This window comes from Mesorhizobium yinganensis (assembly GCF_040081985.1).
Classification (GTDB): domain Bacteria; phylum Pseudomonadota; class Alphaproteobacteria; order Rhizobiales; family Rhizobiaceae; genus Kumtagia; species Kumtagia yinganensis.
Map to the genome: position 1 here is coordinate 247,124 of NZ_JBEBMH010000007.1, position 16,063 is coordinate 263,186.

Consider the following 16,063-nt stretch of genomic DNA (forward strand, 5'->3'; position numbering starts at 1 on the left):
GTGGCACAGGCAATATCGGCGGCCGCCGGCAAGGGTTACAATTTCGTCGATCACAAATTCGACGTGGTGGTGGTGGGCGCCGGCGGCGCCGGCCTGCGGGCCACGCTGGGCATGGCCGAGCAGGGGCTGCGCACCGCCTGCATCACGAAAGTCTTCCCGACGCGCTCGCACACCGTCGCCGCTCAGGGCGGTATCGCCGCGTCGCTGGCCAATATGGGGCCGGACAACTGGCAGTGGCACATGTACGACACCGTCAAGGGGTCGGACTGGCTGGGCGACGTCGACGCCATGGAATATATGGTGCAGCAGGCGCCGGCGGCGGTCTACGAGCTTGAGCACTACGGCGTTCCTTTCTCGCGCACCGAGGAAGGAAAGATCTACCAGCGGCCTTTCGGTGGCCACATGACCCAGTTCGGCGAAGGCCCGCCGGTGCAGCGCACCTGCGCCGCCGCCGACCGCACCGGCCACGCCATCCTGCACACGCTCTACGGCCAGTCGCTGCGCCACAACGCGCAGTTCTTCATCGAATATTTCGCGCTCGACCTGATCATGGAGCCGGACGGCCGCTGCACCGGCGTGGTCGCCTGGAACCTCGACGACGGCACGATCCACCGCTTTTCGGCAAAAATGGTGGTGCTGGCGACGGGCGGTTATGGCCGTGCCTATTTCTCGGCGACCTCGGCGCACACCTGCACCGGCGACGGCGGCGGCATGGTGGCGCGCGCCGGGCTGCCGCTGCAGGACATGGAGTTCGTGCAGTTCCACCCGACCGGCATCTACGGCGCGGGATGCCTGATCACCGAGGGTGCGCGCGGCGAGGGCGGCTATCTCGTCAATTCCGAGGGCGAGCGTTTCATGGAACGCTACGCGCCGTCGGCCAAGGACCTTGCGTCGCGCGACGTGGTCTCGCGCTGCATGACGCTGGAGATCCGCGAGGGGCGCGGCGTCGGCAAGAACAAGGACCACATTTTTCTGCACCTCGACCACCTCGACCCGGCGGTGCTGCACGAGCGGCTGCCTGGCATCTCGGAATCGGCGAAGATTTTTGCCGGCGTCGACGTGACCCGCGAGCCGATCCCGGTGCTGCCGACGGTGCATTACAATATGGGCGGCGTGCCGACGAACTATTGGGGCGAGGTGCTGAACCCGACGCCGGAGGAGCCGGACCGCGTGTCGCCCGGGCTGATGGCTGTGGGCGAAGCGGGCTGCGCCTCCGTGCACGGCGCCAACCGGCTGGGCTCCAATTCCCTGATCGACCTGGTCGTGTTCGGCCGCGCCGCGGCGATCCGCGCCGGCCAGGTGATCGACCGCAACGCGCCGATCCCGGCCGTCAACGAGGCGTCGGTCGACAAGATCATGGAGCGCTTCGACCGGCTGCGGAATGCCAACGGCTCGACGCCGACCGCCGTGCTGCGGGAAAAGATGCAGCGCGCCATGCAGGAGGACGCCGCCGTGTTCCGCACGCAGGAATCGCTGGAAAACGGCTGCAAGCGCATCTCGGAAATCTGGGGCGAGCTGAAGGACATAAAAGTCTCCGACCGCTCGATGATCTGGAACTCCGACCTGGTCGAGACGCTGGAACTGGAAAACCTGATGGCCAACGCCATCGCCACTGTCTATGGCGCGGAGGCCCGCAAGGAGAGCCGCGGCTCGCACGCCCGCGAGGATTATGCCGAGGGTCCGTATGGCGGGCGCGACGACGCCAACTGGCGCAAGCACACGCTGGCCTGGGTCGATCCGTCGGGAAAAGTGACGCTGGGCTACCGCCCGGTGCATACGGAGACGACGCTGCCGGTCGAGCAGGGTGGCATCGATCCGAAGAAGATCGCGCCCAAGGCGCGGGTCTACTAGGGCACACAGATGAGCGCTGCGCCCCACGTTCTGTCAGGCAGCGCTTTGACCTGCATCATGGCCTTCGCGCTGGTGTGCATGGAGGCACGCGCGGAGGAGATTTCCCCGGGTGGCTCGACAATCCACCGCTATGAAAATGTTGTGCCGGACCATAGCACCCCCGAAGGCGAAGCGATCCATCTGAAGGATATTGAAGAGCAGCTAAAACCCCTGTTGGGCGAAGGCTACGTATTCCACGAGATAGAATCGACTTCGGTTCACTTGGATGTGCTGGTATTCCCGCCCAGACAGGAGCGCAACCGGTGGACGTTCGTGACGAGCGGGATGAGCGATAGAGCAATGTCAACGCCGGAAGGGCTTGATCCGGCGGATTATGGATTTTCAGAGCTGGTGATTGCCCTCCCCGGCAATTGGTTCACCAAGGACGAAAAAGGCATGATCCCCGAAGCAGAGCTTGGGGATTGGAACAGGTACTGGCCTGTTGGTACTCTAAAATTCCTTGCCCGTTTTCCCCACGAATACAGAACCTGGTTGTGGGAAGGGCATTCTGTCCCGAACGGCGCTCCAGCGGAGCCATTTTCGCCCAATACCAAATTGGATGGTGTCGTTCTGACACCGCTTCATGACTGGCCGGAACAATACCGGACGGTCGAAGCGTCGGACGGGACGAGAATTGGTCTATTCGCCGTAGTTCCGGTCTATCCCGACGAAATGCAGGCCAAGCTGGACCTCGGGTTCGATGTTCTGATGCCGGCCTTTGCCAAAGCTGGCGTATCCGAAATGGTCGTCGAAACGCGTCCAAGCGTTGCGCCGGGGCTGCCGCGATGACGACGGTCGGCTATTCAGGCAATGCGCTGGCTGTCAAACTTGGCCTGAAGCCGGATATGACGACGGCCTTCGCCGCATTGCCGGCGGAATTGGAGGAACTGGCGAGCGCGGCAGATTTCGCAACCGTCGAGCGCTTCGGCGACTGGTCAGGTCTTCACGGCAGGAACCAAGTCTACAATGCAATCCACGCTTTCACCAAACAGCGCGCCGAGATCGAGAGCCACCTGCCCACCCTTCAATCGGCGATCCGGCGCGATGGCATGATCTGGGTGTCATGGCCGAAGAAAGCCTCGAAAGTGCCAACCGACGTCACCGAGGACGTGGTGCGCGGGGAGGCACTGAAACTCGATCTGGTCGACGTCAAGGTCGCGGCCATCGACGAAATCTGGTCCGGGCTGAAGCTCGTGATAAGGAAGGACCGGCGGTGACCACAGGTTCAGCCGATTGCAAATGGCGGGTTTCGCTCCAACTTCTTACGGGAGCGGAACAAAGCAACCGTCCATGGGGAAACTGGCCATGAACGCTATCAACATTCGCATCGAGGATGCGAAGCTGGTGCGAAAGCTTTTCAGCCTCGCGAATGAGCATGGCAGAAGTGTCGAGACCGAAGCCTTGAGCATACTTGCGTCTGTGCTGGCGGCAGAACCGGAATTTGACCGGTTGGCGGTTGCTCGCAGGATTTCAGCGATGACGCCGAAAGACCATATTCAGACGGACAGTACGCTGCTGCTGCGAGAGGATCGAGACCGAGACGAATGATCTTTGTGGTCGATACCTCCGCAATCTTGAAATGGTTCGTCGAAGAAACGGATCAGTCGCATGCCCACGCCTTGCTTGTCGCGGGCACGGATTTGGCGACGCCGGATTTTGCCTTAATTGAAGTCGCCAACGTCTTGTGGCGCAAGCAGCGCCTGGGTGACATTACCGAAACCCAAGTGGATAGTGCTATCAGCGACCTGCCACGATTCTTCGGGCGAAGGGCACCGTCCGCCGAGCTGTTGGCGCCAGCGCTGAGGCTGGCACGCGAGCTACATCATTCCGTGTACGACTGCATGTTTCTCGCGCTTGCCGTTGCTTTGCCGGACGCGATGCTCGTGACTGCCGACCAGCGCTTCTTAGCAAAGACCCGCCCTTCAAATCACTATCGCTACTTGAAGCCTCTCGCGGATATCCCTCCAGTGTCGGAGCACTGATCCATGGTCGAACTCACCCTCCCCAAAAACTCGAAGATCAATGCCGGCAAGACCTGGCCGAAGCCGGAAGGCGCGACCAATCTGCGCGAGTACAAGATCTATCGCTGGTCACCGGACGACGACGAGAACCCGCGCGTCGACACCTATTTCGTCGACATGGACGATTGCGGGCCGATGGTGCTCGACGCGCTGCTTTGGATCAAGAACAAGATCGATCCGACGCTGACGCTGCGCCGCTCCTGCCGCGAGGGGATTTGCGGCTCGTGCGCCATGAACATAGACGGGTCGAACACGCTGGCCTGCACCAAGGGCATGGACGACATTTCGGGCGCGGTGAAGGTCTATCCGCTGCCGCATATGCCGGTGGTGAAGGACCTGGTGCCGGACCTCACCAATTTCTACGCGCAGCACCGGTCGATCGAGCCCTGGCTGAAGACCGTGTCGCCGGAGCCCGCCAAGGAATGGCTGCAGAGCCATGACGACCGCCAGAAGCTGGACGGGCTCTACGAATGTATCCTGTGCGCCTGCTGCTCGACCTCGTGCCCGAGCTACTGGTGGAACGGCGAGCGCTATCTGGGGCCGGCCACGCTGCTTCAAGCCTATCGCTGGCTGATCGATTCGCGTGACGAGGCGAAGGGCGAGCGGCTCGACAATCTGGAGGACCCGTTCCGGCTCTACCGCTGCCACACCATCATGAACTGCGCGCAGACCTGTCCGAAGGGCCTGAACCCGGCCAAGGCGATCGCCGAGATCAAGAAAATGATGGTGGAGAGAAGGGTCTGACGGAACGCCGCAGATTGCGGGGTTCAATTTCCGGTCAGGCGGTAGCGGCGCACTGCGGTAACGCTTGCCGCCTTTGCGCACTTTTGCGAGAAGCGAGGGCATGAACACGATCAGCGACCTTCCGTTCCTCAACCCCGCCGAAGTCCGTGTGCTCGGCTGCCTGATGGAAAAGCAGCTTCTGACGCCGGACGTCTATCCGCTGTCGCTCAACGCGCTGCAGTCCGCGGCCAACCAGAAAACCTCGCGCGAGCCGGTAATGGCGCTGGAGCCTGTCGACATCAACCGCACGCTCAAGTTGCTGGAGGAAAAAGGCCTGGCGCGGCGGATGATGGCGTCGCGCGTCGACCGCTACGAGCAGACGGCGTCGCGGAAATTCAGCCTGACCACGCCACAGAGCGCGCTGGTCGCCATGCTCCTGCTGCGCGGGCCGCAGACGCTGAACGAACTGCAGACCCGCACCGACCGCATGGCCAACTTCGGCTCGGCCGACGCCGTGCGCACCGAACTCGACATGCTGGTCGGCCGGCGTCCGCCGCTGGTCAAGGAGATCGGCCGTGCGCCCGGCCAACGCGAGGACCGTTTCGCCCATCTTTTGGCCGGTGATGTCGATGTGTCGTCGATCCCGGCACCGGCGGCGCGCGTCGCCGCGCCCGCCGGCTCCGCGCTGAGCGAACTGGAAGAACGCTTGCGCCGGTTGGAGGAAGAGGTCGCCGGGCTGAAGGCCAGGCTGGAGGCCGCCGGCGCCTAGGCCAGCTTTGCGTCCAGCGAAACCTTGATCGCGCCAAGCGCGCGCGACACCGGGCATTCGGCCTTGGCCTTGTCGGCCAGTTCCTTGAATTTCTCCGCGCTGATGCCCGGCACCGTGCCGACGAGCGTGACCGCGCTGCCGGTGATGCCGGTTCCCGGCACCAGCGTCACCACCGCCTTGGCGTCGAGCTTTTCGGCCGGCGTGCCGTTCTCGGCAAGGAAATGCGAAAGCTGCATGGCGAAGCAACCGGCATGGGCGGCGGCCAGCAGTTCCTCCGGATTGGTGCCGGACTTGCCGCTCTCGTCCTCGAAACGGCCCTTGAACGAATAGGGCAGGCTCTTTAGTGCGCTGCTCTGCGTGTCGAGCGTGCCGGCGCCCTCCTTGAGCGTGCCTTTCCAGACGGCGGTGGCGTGACGGTCCATGATGGTCTCCCTGTTGCAATGGCGAGCCGGTCGCCGGCTTCGGACGGAACTATAGCGCGCGCTCGTGACGGCGCCAGCGCCGCGTTTTCGAAAAGCACGATGCCCGGAACCAGCGGCAAAAAAACCGCGTGTAAAAATGTCGGCTTTTCGAACCGGCGTCCGTCCTGCGTGCGACCGCGATGACGCGGCCGGACGGAGGTTTAAATGAGCCTGCTTTTCGATGCGTTTCCGAAGGATTTTTGTCGCAGCCGCGAAGACCGCCTTTCGCCGAGGCCTGCCGGCCTTTTCCGCCTGGCCATCGCGCTCGGCCTGATCGCCGCGCTTGTCTGCTGCCTCGATCTGGCGGCGCGGCAGACCGGCGATGATGCCACAGGGGTTGTTGCCTATGATGCCGTTCAACAGGGAGAAGTACGATGAAATACATGTGCCTGGTCTATGGCGAGGAAAAAGACCTGCATACGCTGACGCCGGAGGGTTCAGCAAAGCTCAACGCATCCTCGATTGCCTACGACCGGTCGCTGCAAGCGAGCGGTCGGTTCATCGCAGCCGAGGCCTTGCAGTCGGCAAAATCCGCCAAAAGCGTGCGCCGGCGCAAGGGCAAGACGCTGGTCAGCGACGGACCTTTCGCCGAAACCAAGGAACAGTTGCTTGGTTTTATCCTGGTCGAGGCAAAGAATCTCGACGAGGCGCTGGAGATCGCGGCCGGCATTCCGCTGGCGGAGATGGGTACGATCGAGGTCCGCGGGATTTACGATATTCCGGGGTCGTGAGTAGGGCGAAAAACCGTTCGCTAGCGGTCGGTGCTTGAAGGGTCGGCGCAGGGGACAGTTTACTTTGTTTCGGCGGTAAGGCGCGGCCGCCTCAAGGCAGGCGCTGGCCAAAAAGTAAACTGTCCCCAGCACTTAACCTTTACTGGCAGACGTCCACCCACTCGGCCTCGACCAGCGCCGCCATGCGGTCCGGCGACAGCTTTACCGCCGCGTTGGTGGCGCCGGCGGCCGGCACGACTTCATCGAAACGCTTCAGCGAGGCGTCGCAATAGACCGGCAGCGGCGAAGGCAGACCGAACGGGCAGACGCCGCCGACCGGATGGCTTGTCGCTGCCACGACCTCCTCGGCGTCCAGCATCCGCGGCTTGCCGCCGAACCGGTCCTTGAATTTGCGGTTGTCGAGCCGCGCAAGCCCACCGGCAACGATCAGCATGATCTTGTCGCCGACGCGCAGGCAGATGGTTTTCGCGATCTGCGCCGGCTCGACGCCATGGGCCTGGGCGGCGAGCTGCACCGTGGCCGAACTCTGCTCGGTGACGATAACGGCGATGTCGGGTGCGTTTTCGGCGAAGAAGGCGCGGACGGAAGAAAGGGACATGCGGCAGGCTTATCGATTGCGGCGGTGCGTGACAATGTGCGGCGGCGATCTGATAGGCGGAAAAATCCTGGGGCGGAAACGTCGGCCGGTTCGCCTTTCCGGCGTCTTGTCGATGCGGGCGTGTCCGCCTTCGCCGAAGGAGAAGAGAATGCACTATATCTGCCTTATCTATCATGACGAAAAGGTCTTCCGGCGCATGTCCGCGTCGGAGATCGAGACCATGCAGCGCGAGGCGAAAGCCTATGACGAAAGGCTGGAGAAGGAGGGCAAGATCGTCATGGCGCGGCCGCTGAAACTGCCGTACAGCGCCAGGACGGTGCGCGTGCGGGCGAAAAAGCGCCATGTCGTGGACGGTCCCTTTTCCGAGACCAAGGAGCAATTGATCGGTTTTGTCCTGATCGAAGCCGAGAGCATGGATGAAGCCGTCGAGCTGGCCAGCATGAGCCCGCTGGCGAAGACGGGATTCATCGAGGTGCGCGGCATCTCGTTCCACGGCGATCCGGAACTGGAGCAGCCGGAGGGGTGATCGTCAGGCGAGGTCAAGCCGACAGACACTATTCTTGCTCGGCAAATGTGGCGAGTTCTGCCATCTTGCCGCGACCTACCATTTTGATCGCACTGCTGTATCCTTTACCGCGGTCATGAGCTTCCCGGAGGTCAAATGACTGAACCACGGCTTTCCGTTGTTGGCGCAAAAGCACGAGATCTGACCCCTCGCTTGGCGCAGTGGGAGAAATGTTCGATCGCCAGCAGGAAGCCTGCGGCGTCGTTCTATCTGGGAATATCCAATGACCACGGGACCGACATCGATCTGGAAGTCGTCATTCAGGATACCAGAAGCGTCAATCCAGGCCCTGACTTCTGATCGTCGCCGACACCAAGCTTATCGTGGGCACACGACGCAGTTCTGGGATTTCTAGATCCCCTCGCCGCGCAGCAGCCTCGGCGTGCCGCCGGTCAGGCCGGATGCCTGGCGGATAAAATAGTCCTTCAGGCGCGGCATCCGGTCGACGAGGCCGAGGCCGACGTCGCGCACGGCGCGCAGCGGCGCGAAGTCGTTGGAGAACAGGCGGTTCAGCACGTCGGTGGTGATCCCCATCTGCACGGTGTCGAAACGCCGCCACTGCTGGTAGCGCTCCAGCACGTCGAGCGCGCCGAAATCCTGCCCGAGGCGATCGGCTTCGACCACGGTCTCGGCAAGCGCGGCGGCATCCTTGAAGCCGAGGTTGAGGCCCTGGCCGGCGATCGGATGGATGCCGTGCGCGGCGTCGCCGGCCAACGCGAAACGCGGTTTGACGAAATCGCGGGCCAGGGTCAGGCCGAGCGGCCAGGCGCGGGGTTTTCCTTCAACCCGGATCTCGCCGAGCTTCAGGCCGAAGCGCAGTTCCAGCTCTGTTTCGAAAACCAGTTCGTCGGCGGCGACCAGCCGTTCGGCGTCGGCGGTGCGTTCGGTCCAGACGATGGAGGAGCGGTTGCCGCCGTCCTCGCCGGGATGCAGCGGCAGGATGGCGAAGGGGCCGGCCGGCAAAAAATGCTCTTCCGCGCGCCCGCCATGCGGCCGTTCATGCGCCACCGTGCAGACGATTCCAGACTGGCCGTAGTCCCAATGCACGGTCTTGATGCCAGCCATGTCGCGCAGTCTCGACTTCACGCCGTCGGCGGCGACGAGCAGCCGGGTGCGCAGCGTCACGCCGTCGGCCAGATGCACCAGCGCCCGTCCGGCGCCGGTTTCAAAACCTTCGACCGCCACGCCTTCGATGATGTCGATGCCGAGTTCGGCGGCGCGGCGGCGCAGGCTGCCGTTCAGCACCTTGTTGGCGACCATGTGGGCGAAGGGTTCGCCCGTCGCCACGTCGCCGCCGAAGGTCAGGAACACCGGGCGCACCGGATCGCTGGTACGCGAATCGGTGACGATCATGTCGGTGATCGGCTGTGCCTTTCCGGCTATCTCGTCCCAGCAGTCTAACTGTCCGAGCATACGGCATGCGGCCGCGGCGATGGCCGAGGCACGGCCGTCGCGTTCCCATGCGCCGGCGGGTGCGGCATCGACGACGGCGACCGACAGGTTGGGCCGCGCCTGGCGGATCGACACGGCCACCGCCAGCCCGACATAACCCGCGCCGGCCACCAGAATGTCGAGGGCCTGGTCTTTGCGATTGCTGTCGTTGCGTTCCATCGTTCGTCACCTTTCGTCGCTGCGACCGGCAGGACCGGCTCTAAGACCGCGAGCTCCGTTTTTCCCGGGGCAGGGACGCTGGAGCCTATGCCTGACATGCATCTTGTCGCCTATCATTGCGGCGGGAAAACTTCGCTCCAGGGAAAACCCTTCGCGTTCCCAGAAAGCGCGGCCGCGGGTGTTCTCGGCCAGGACGGCGACGAGCATCCGATCGCTGCCGGCGGCGCAGGCCGTGTCCGTCAGCCACCCTAGGAAGGAATGCCCCAATCCGCGGCCGCGGCAGGCGCAGTCGATCAACAGGAGGCCGATATAGGCATCGCTTGCCCGCGGGTAGCCGAAAGCCATGTCGGCGAGCCCGGCCAGCCGCCCGTCATCGCCGGCAAGACCGAGCTTCAACGACTTCGCCGGGTCCTTTCCTGGCGGGCAATCGGAGAAGAAGTCCCGCACCACACCGTCGTCGGGTTCGCGGCCGCTCTCCATCCGGACATAGTCGGAGACCCGATCGTAGAATGCACGCACGCAATCGCGATCTCCGTCCGCCGACAACTCGCGGACCTGCATCGCTGGCCTGTCCAAGGCGTTTTCCCTGCGAAACGCGATCGTCATGATCGGCGGCCATCCGCCTGGCTTGACGTGGGCGCTCCGGTGTCGGAGAGGCTGGTATCGGTCAAGGAAGGAACCTTCAATGTCGGCCGCCATGCAGGAGCTTCTCTCCATTCTCGACCTGGAGAAGCTCGAACACAACCTGTATCGGGGTCGCAGCCCGAAGGAGAGCTGGCAGCGCGTATTCGGCGGGCAGACTATCGCGCAGGCACTGGTGGCAGCGCAGCGAACCGTCGACAAGTACCGCCATGTGCATTCCCTGCACGGCTATTTCATCCGGCCTGGGGACACCGCCGCGCCTGTCGTCTACGACGTCGAGCGGACCCGCGACGGCGGTTCTTTCACGACACGGCGGGTCGCGGCCATCCAGCACGGCGAGATCATCTTCTCGCTGGAGGCTTCCTTTCAGGTCGACGAGGACGGACTGGACCATCAGATGCCGATGCCCGCCGATGTTCCTGACCCAGACACGCTCAAGACGCCGGCCGAGATTCTGCGCGACTATGGCGACGCCGTGCCGGAAGGCGTGCGGCGCTATTGGGCCCGCGAGCGGCCGCTGGAGATCCGTCCGGTCATCCTCGAACACTATACAAGCCGCGAAAAACTGCCGCCAACGCAGCATATCTGGATCCGCGCCACCGGCCCGGTGCCGGCGGATCGCGCGGTGCACTCGGCCATCCTCGCCTACCTCTCCGACATGACGCTGCTCGACACGTCGACTTTCGCGCATGGCCGCGCCGTCTTCGACCGGGACATCCAGGCGGCGAGCCTCGACCATGCGATGTGGTTCCACCGCCAGGATCCGCTCGACGGCTGGCTGCTTTACACGCAGGACAGTCCGTCGGCGGGCGGCGCGCGCGGCTTCACGCGCGGTGCGCTCTATTCGCGGGAGGGCAGATTGATCGCTTCCGTGGCACAGGAAGGGCTCATTCGCCTGCGCCGAACGCCTGCCGAATAGGCATTTTTCATTTTTTGCCTATTTTTTATGCAGGTGATTTGCTGCGTCTGCGAAGGCGCTGAGCCGGCAGGCCGGAGATTTCATTCATTTCCAACGGGTTAAAGCCCCGCGCCGCAACTGGCACGGAGCTTGAATTGCGCTCAGCACTCATCGGCTGCCTCACGGCAACCGGCCGAGGCACGAAACGCGGGGGACCCGCAAAGCAGAGGGTGAAACCTTATGAAAATCGTGATGGCTATCATCAAGCCGTTTAAGCTCGACGAGGTGCGCGAAGCGCTCACCGCCGTCGGCATACAGGGCCTGACCGTCACCGAAGTCAAAGGCTACGGGCGTCAAAAGGGTCATACGGAAATCTACCGCGGTGCCGAATACGCCGTGAGCTTCCTGCCGAAGATCAAGATCGAGGTCGCCGTCGGGTCCGACATGGTCGACAAGGCGGTGGAGGCTATCTCTTCGGCCGCCAAGACCGGCCAGATCGGCGACGGCAAGGTCTTCGTCTACGCGATCGAACAGGCCGTGCGCATCCGCACCGGCGAGACCGACACCGACGCGCTGTAAGCCAGGCATCATGGAGATATCAATGACCTTACTGAACAAGATTGCGCCGGTGGCGCGCACTACCCTTATGAGCGCGGCGGCGCTCTGCGCGCTGGGTACGCTTGCCGCCTTCGCGCAGGAAGCGGCTCCCGCTGCGGCGGAAGCGGCCGCGGCGGCGCCCGCCGCTCCCGCCGATGTCATCGACAAGGGTGACGTCGCCTGGATGATGACCTCCAGCGCCCTCGTGCTGTTCATGACCGTTCCCGGTCTCGCCCTCTTCTATGGCGGCCTCGTCCGCGCCAAGAACATGCTCTCCGTGCTCATGCAGTGCACGATGATCGCCTCGGTCGTGATGATCGTCTGGGTGCTATGGGGCTATTCGATCGCCTTCGGCGGCGGCACCAGCCCGTTCTGGGGCGGCCTCGGAAAGGTCTTCCTGTCCGGCGTCACCAAGGACACGACGGCTGCGACCTTCACGTCGGGCGTCGTGCTTCCCGAATATGTCTTCATCTGCTTCCAGATGACCTTCGCGGCAATCACGCCGGCGCTGATCATCGGTGCGTTCGCCGAGCGCATCCGTTTCCGTTCGGTGGTGCTGTTCGTGATCCTGTGGGTCACCTTCGTCTACTTCCCGATCGCCCACATGGTCTGGGATGCCAACGGCTACATTTTCAAGATGGGCGCCATCGACTTCGCCGGCGGCACCGTCGTCCACATCAATGCCGGCATCGCAGCGCTGGTGGGTTGCATCCTGGTCGGCAAGCGCACGGGCTTCGGCAAGGACAACATGGCTCCGCACTCGATGACGCTGACCATGGTCGGCGCCTCCATGCTCTGGGTCGGCTGGTTCGGCTTCAACGCCGGCTCCAACCTCGAAGCCACCTCGGGCGCCGCGCTGGCCATGATGAACACCTTCGTCGCCACGGCGGCCGCGGTCATCTCGTGGTCGGCGGTCGAAGCCCTGGCCCGCGGCAAGGCCTCGATGCTGGGTGCCGCCTCCGGCATGGTCGCCGGCCTGGTCGCCATCACGCCTGCCTGCGGCACCGTCGGCCCGGTCGGCGCAATCGTCCTCGGCCTCGTCGTCTCGCCGGTCTGCTACTACTTCGTCACCTCGGTGAAGTCGAAGCTCGGCTATGACGACTCGCTCGACGTGTTCGGCGTCCACGGCGTCGGCGGCATCATCGGCGCGCTCGGCACCGGCATCCTGACCGCGCCGTTCCTGGGCGGCACCGGTGCCGAGGATTTTTCGATCGGCTCCCAGTTCATGACCCAGCTTACCGCCGTGGTCATCACGATCGTCTGGAGCGGCGTCATCTCGGCGATCCTCTACAAGGTCGTCGATGCCATCTTCGGCCTGCGCCCGACCCCGGAAGCCGAGCGCGAAGGCCTCGATCTCACCTCGCACGGCGAAGTGGCCTATCACTCGTAAGCGTGTTTCCCGGCGCGGTCCGCCGCGCCGCATCGTTCCATCCCGTCGGGCGGCAAGCGCCGCCCGGACCTGAACCCGGCTCCGGCCGGGTTCTTTTTGTTTGGCGGATGTTTGTCCAGCCGATCGCGTAGTCGGCGCGCGACGGGTTATTGCGGGCCGGCGATGACCGTGTAGCTCATGATCCCGCCGACCGTCGCCGGAGAATGGATGCCCTTGTCGAGATCCATCGGATCGAAGACGAGCTCGCCCAAAAAATTCACCTTCCTGGCAGTGTACATGCCGCCGTCATAATTCAGCGACGAGCCGCCGGGCCACGGGTCGATCATCATGAATTTCGAGGCGGCATAACCGATCAGAGTGATGAAGTGCGTGTTGTTGGCGTTGCTCTGAATGAACGGGATGCTGAACCCGTCGTCGTCGACCACCCAGACTCGCACGCTTATGTTCTGGTCGAGCAGCCTCTTGATGCGGGCGATCTTGGCCCGCATCTGCCCGGGCTCGAATCGCAGGTCCGCGCGCTTGCTGGTTTTCGGCGGCAGGTAGTAGGCGATCCAGTCCGTGTTGGTTGCCTTGCCGAAAAGCTTGGCGCCATAGGCGCCCGCAACGTCGCCGCAATCGAGCACCGGCTTGTCAGGGTCCTGCGAAAGCATGTTGCTTTTGCCCGCGGAGCCATGGAAGATTCTCGTATAGGTGAGTATCTGAGCGCCGTTGCCGCTTATCGCCAGGTTGGACAGCAGATCGACATCGTAGCCTGCATTCTTCGTCGGTGCGCCGTGAACGGTGAGGCCCAGGTTTTTGCTGTAATATTGCGTCTGGCCCGAGCCGGCGACGAAGGCCGAGATCTCGACATAGGCGCCTTGCCGCGTGCCGCGGGCATTGAAGGCGGTCGAAGCCGCGTCGAGCTTTTCCGGCAGGACGGTGAGGTCGACGCCGCCGGGCCCGCCTGGGGCGAGCGTCACCTCCAACCGGTTCCCATCCCTGTCTCCGCCATATTGCCTCAGCTTGACGTCGCGGTTCAGCGGCAGGTCGAAGGCGGAGATGTCTTCCTTGGTCTCGTAGATCTGGAAGTTGGCCATGATTTCTCCTTGAAGAGAATCGTGCCCCGGAAATCGCTGAGATAAGGTGCTTCGATGCGCGGTTTCGCCCGGGTCGGCGCCGGCGCGGTTCACGATTCGACGCCTGGACAAAAAAATTGTCAATCGCCTTGTCTCCAAGGCGGTTGTGCTCTCGGCCGGCGCATGCAAAGCGCCTTTCTGGTCCAACCGCTTCCGGGTCGGTTGGCTTGACTTGAAGTTGAATCGATTTAATTTTCCGCGCCTCTCGTTCAGCAGTTGCAAAGGCCGCCATGGACGCCTCCAACATGATCCGCACGGGTCAGCGCCACAGATGGGCAGTCGCCGCTCTGTTCTTCATGAACGGCTTCCTTTCCGGAAGCTGGGCGCCGCAGATTCCCGTCTTCCTGAACCGGCTCGGCATCAGCGAATTCACGCTCGGCCTGCTTATCCTGCTGTTCGGCGTCGGCGCGGTCACCGCCATGCCGTGGTCCGGCTACCTGATGTCGCGTCACGGGTCGCAGAAGGTTGTGCGCGGCTTTGCCGTCGTCGCGGCCTTCGGCCTGCTCGGCGTGGCGCTGGCGCCCAACGTGCCGCTGGCGGCGGTAGCGATGTTCCTGTTCGGCGGCCTGATCGGCGGCATGGACGTCGCCATGAACGCCAATGCGGTGGCGGTCGAGCGCTACATGTCACGCGCCATCATGTCGTCGTCGCATGCTTTCTGGAGCCTCGGCGGCTTTTTCGGCGGCGGCGCGGGCGGCTTGATCATCCAGAACTACGGCCATCTCAGCCACGCCATCGGCGTGACGCTGATCGCCCTTCTGGTGCTGGCTATCTGCTACCGCCATGTCATTGCCGACAAGGCGCCGGCAACGCATGAACATCACAAATTCGCGCTGCCGAAATCGCCGACCGTCTATCTCGTCGGCTTGATGGCCCTGTTCTCGATGATCCCGGAAGGCGCGGTGCTCGACTGGGCGGCGCTTTATCTCCAGCAGGAACGCGGCGCCGACCTTGCGACAGCCGGCCTTGCCTTCGGCCTGTTCGCCGGCGCCATGGCGCTGATGCGTTTCCTCGGCGACGCCGTGCGCAACCGATTTGGCGCGGTCAAAACGCTGCGACTATCGAGCCTGATCGCGGCGGCCGGCATGCTGGTGGCGGGGCTGTCGTCGGAACCGTGGCTGGTGATCGCCGCCTTTGCGCTGGCGGGCATAGGCATAGCCAATGTCGTGCCGATCATCTTTTCGGCCGGCGGCAATCAGCCCGGAATGGCCTCGACCACGGGCATGAGCGTGGTGACGACGATGGGCTATTCGGGAATCTTGCTGGCGCCCTCGGCGATCGGCTTCACCGCCGAGCATACCGGTGGGTTTTCCATGATCTTCGTGGCGCTTTCGGGCCTGCTGGTGGTTGTCTGCCTGATGGGCCGTTTGGTGCACACCGCCGATTTCGACCACGGCAAGGCGGGCGAATAGGCCAGCGGCATCGGCTCGCACCGCCATACCGGTGCCGATTTGCTGTTCCTGATTTCAACCGCCCCGCCGGCTCTCCGGGTCACCTTTCTCCTTCCAGACGGCGGGGAGCCGTGCCGGCGTCGTGATGACGCCGCGGAGCGTTTTGCGGTCACCAGTTTCCGGGTCCTCGAAGCATCGAAGCCGCGATCCTCCTTTGTCTCCAAGGGAGATGCCGCGCGACGAATCTCCACGATCTGCGTTGCGCAACTATATCCTGGCGTCCGCCGGGAGGACAGCGCCAGCACATGCGGCTAGGCCGTTTTGCCCGCCGCGGCCAGCCGGAAGAATTGCTGGAAAGAGGCGAGGCGTGGCGTTGTCCGCATACGTGAAAAACGGCGGTGTTCAAAAACTTATAAAAAAATCCGTTGCGATGTGTTGACAGCCCAGACGGTCGCGGCCTATATGCGCCTCACCAACGACGGCGGCGACGCTGCTGGCGACGAAGAAGTTCGCTTCTGTGTATCGCTGAGTTGGCCGAAATCAAGAGAGCCGCGTAAGCGACACTCGACGGGCCCGAAGCCAAGAGCGGATTGGGCCACGACATTGCGTTTTGCGGTGTCTGTTCTTTGACAACTGAAGATTGAAGAAAGAGAAACGTGGG

21 protein-coding genes are annotated in these 16,063 nt (G+C 63.4%); 15 read left to right on the top strand and 6 right to left on the bottom strand.

From position 1 onward, the window contains the following. The 7 genes from sdhA (at nucleotide 1) to ABMA59_RS16120 (ending at nucleotide 5,403) form a co-directional block, all read left to right on the top strand. Nucleotides 1-1,851: a succinate dehydrogenase flavoprotein subunit gene (sdhA, locus tag ABMA59_RS16090; protein WP_349006376.1), complete on the top strand. Its 1,851-nt coding sequence runs from the start codon at nucleotides 1-3 to the stop codon at nucleotides 1,849-1,851. Nucleotides 1,852-1,860: 9 nt separating this feature from the next. Next, nucleotides 1,861-2,679 carry a suppressor of fused domain protein gene (locus ABMA59_RS16095; protein ID WP_349006377.1) on the top strand — a complete coding sequence of 273 codons (819 nt, stop codon included), beginning with the start codon at nucleotides 1,861-1,863 and terminating at the stop codon, nucleotides 2,677-2,679. Then, nucleotides 2,676-3,107 carry a DUF3052 domain-containing protein gene (locus ABMA59_RS16100; protein WP_349006378.1) on the top strand — a complete coding sequence of 144 codons (432 nt, stop codon included), beginning with the start codon at nucleotides 2,676-2,678 and terminating at the stop codon, nucleotides 3,105-3,107. The genes ABMA59_RS16095 and ABMA59_RS16100 overlap by 4 nt, the downstream gene beginning before the upstream one ends. A gap of 88 nt (nucleotides 3,108-3,195) precedes the next feature. Beyond that, nucleotides 3,196-3,438 (top strand): hypothetical protein, encoded by a 243-nt coding sequence (locus ABMA59_RS16105; protein WP_349006379.1) that lies wholly within the window; start codon nucleotides 3,196-3,198, stop codon nucleotides 3,436-3,438. Further along, nucleotides 3,435-3,872, top strand: coding sequence for a type II toxin-antitoxin system VapC family toxin (locus ABMA59_RS16110; RefSeq protein ID WP_349006380.1), 438 nt, complete (start codon nucleotides 3,435-3,437; stop codon nucleotides 3,870-3,872). Before ABMA59_RS16105 ends, ABMA59_RS16110 begins: the two co-directional genes overlap by 4 nt. A gap of 3 nt (nucleotides 3,873-3,875) precedes the next feature. Beyond that, the gene (locus ABMA59_RS16115) at nucleotides 3,876-4,655 is read left to right on the top strand and encodes a succinate dehydrogenase iron-sulfur subunit (protein ID WP_349006381.1); all 780 of its coding nucleotides are present in this window, start codon (nucleotides 3,876-3,878) and stop codon (nucleotides 4,653-4,655) included. A 100-nt stretch (nucleotides 4,656-4,755) separates the two neighbouring features. Further along, entirely contained in the window at nucleotides 4,756-5,403 is a 648-nt protein-coding gene (locus ABMA59_RS16120; RefSeq protein WP_349006382.1) for a YceH family protein, read from the top strand. Here ABMA59_RS16120 and ABMA59_RS16125 read toward each other — a convergent pair. Next, the gene (locus ABMA59_RS16125) at nucleotides 5,400-5,825 is read right to left on the bottom strand and encodes an OsmC family protein (protein ID WP_349006383.1); all 426 of its coding nucleotides are present in this window, start codon (nucleotides 5,823-5,825) and stop codon (nucleotides 5,400-5,402) included. The genes ABMA59_RS16120 and ABMA59_RS16125 overlap by 4 nt on opposite strands. A 204-nt stretch (nucleotides 5,826-6,029) precedes the next feature. On the opposite strand from ABMA59_RS16125, the gene ABMA59_RS16130 reads away from it, so the two are divergent. Both ABMA59_RS16130 and ABMA59_RS16135 read left to right on the top strand, forming a co-directional pair. Beyond that, entirely contained in the window at nucleotides 6,030-6,242 is a 213-nt protein-coding gene (locus ABMA59_RS16130) for a hypothetical protein (protein WP_349006384.1), read from the top strand. Further along, a complete protein-coding gene (locus ABMA59_RS16135; RefSeq protein ID WP_349006385.1) occupies nucleotides 6,239-6,595 on the top strand; it encodes a YciI family protein in 357 nt (118 codons plus the stop codon). The genes ABMA59_RS16130 and ABMA59_RS16135 overlap by 4 nt, the downstream gene beginning before the upstream one ends. Before the next feature lie 139 nt (nucleotides 6,596-6,734). Here ABMA59_RS16135 and ABMA59_RS16140 read toward each other — a convergent pair whose 3' ends face one another. Next, entirely contained in the window at nucleotides 6,735-7,193 is a 459-nt protein-coding gene (locus ABMA59_RS16140; protein ID WP_349006386.1) for a YbaK/EbsC family protein, read from the bottom strand. Between the two features lie 148 nt (nucleotides 7,194-7,341). Between ABMA59_RS16140 and ABMA59_RS16145 the strand changes: the two genes are divergently transcribed. After that, a complete protein-coding gene (locus ABMA59_RS16145; protein ID WP_349006387.1) occupies nucleotides 7,342-7,719 on the top strand; it encodes a YciI family protein in 378 nt (125 codons plus the stop codon). Nucleotides 7,720-7,854: 135 nt separating this feature from the next. After that, on the top strand, nucleotides 7,855-8,058 hold the full coding sequence (locus tag ABMA59_RS16150) for a plasmid stabilization protein (RefSeq protein ID WP_349006388.1): 204 nt from the start codon (nucleotides 7,855-7,857) through the stop codon (nucleotides 8,056-8,058). A 51-nt stretch (nucleotides 8,059-8,109) separates the two neighbouring features. On the opposite strand, the gene ABMA59_RS16155 is transcribed toward ABMA59_RS16150, so the two are convergent. Then, nucleotides 8,110-9,369, bottom strand: a complete 1,260-nt coding sequence (locus ABMA59_RS16155; RefSeq protein ID WP_349006389.1) for a ubiquinone biosynthesis hydroxylase — start codon at nucleotides 9,367-9,369, stop codon at nucleotides 8,110-8,112. Between the two features lie 6 nt (nucleotides 9,370-9,375). Beyond that, entirely contained in the window at nucleotides 9,376-9,975 is a 600-nt protein-coding gene (locus ABMA59_RS16160; protein ID WP_349006390.1) for a GNAT family N-acetyltransferase, read from the bottom strand. Between the two features lie 79 nt (nucleotides 9,976-10,054). Here ABMA59_RS16160 and tesB point away from each other — a divergent pair, with 79 nt between their 5' ends. From tesB to ABMA59_RS16175, 3 genes are all read left to right on the top strand, one after another. Continuing rightward, a complete protein-coding gene (tesB, locus tag ABMA59_RS16165; RefSeq protein WP_349006391.1) occupies nucleotides 10,055-10,930 on the top strand; it encodes an acyl-CoA thioesterase II in 876 nt (291 codons plus the stop codon). A 219-nt stretch (nucleotides 10,931-11,149) separates the two neighbouring features. Next, a complete protein-coding gene (locus ABMA59_RS16170; protein ID WP_349006392.1) occupies nucleotides 11,150-11,488 on the top strand; it encodes a P-II family nitrogen regulator in 339 nt (112 codons plus the stop codon). A gap of 67 nt (nucleotides 11,489-11,555) precedes the next feature. Next, on the top strand, nucleotides 11,556-12,896 hold the full coding sequence (locus ABMA59_RS16175) for an ammonium transporter (protein ID WP_349006411.1): 1,341 nt from the start codon (nucleotides 11,556-11,558) through the stop codon (nucleotides 12,894-12,896). Between the two features lie 146 nt (nucleotides 12,897-13,042). Here the strand turns inward: ABMA59_RS16175 and ABMA59_RS16180 are convergent, their stop codons facing one another. Next, a complete protein-coding gene (locus tag ABMA59_RS16180; RefSeq protein ID WP_349006393.1) occupies nucleotides 13,043-13,972 on the bottom strand; it encodes a hypothetical protein in 930 nt (309 codons plus the stop codon). Between the two features lie 269 nt (nucleotides 13,973-14,241). Here ABMA59_RS16180 and ABMA59_RS16185 point away from each other — a divergent pair, with 269 nt between their 5' ends. After that, nucleotides 14,242-15,423, top strand: coding sequence for an MFS transporter (locus ABMA59_RS16185; RefSeq protein WP_349006394.1), 1,182 nt, complete (start codon nucleotides 14,242-14,244; stop codon nucleotides 15,421-15,423). 448 nt (nucleotides 15,424-15,871) lie between these two features. Here ABMA59_RS16185 and ABMA59_RS16190 read toward each other — a convergent pair. Then, nucleotides 15,872-16,063 (bottom strand): hypothetical protein (locus ABMA59_RS16190; protein WP_349006395.1); only part of this gene is annotated, 192 nt, incomplete at its 5' end.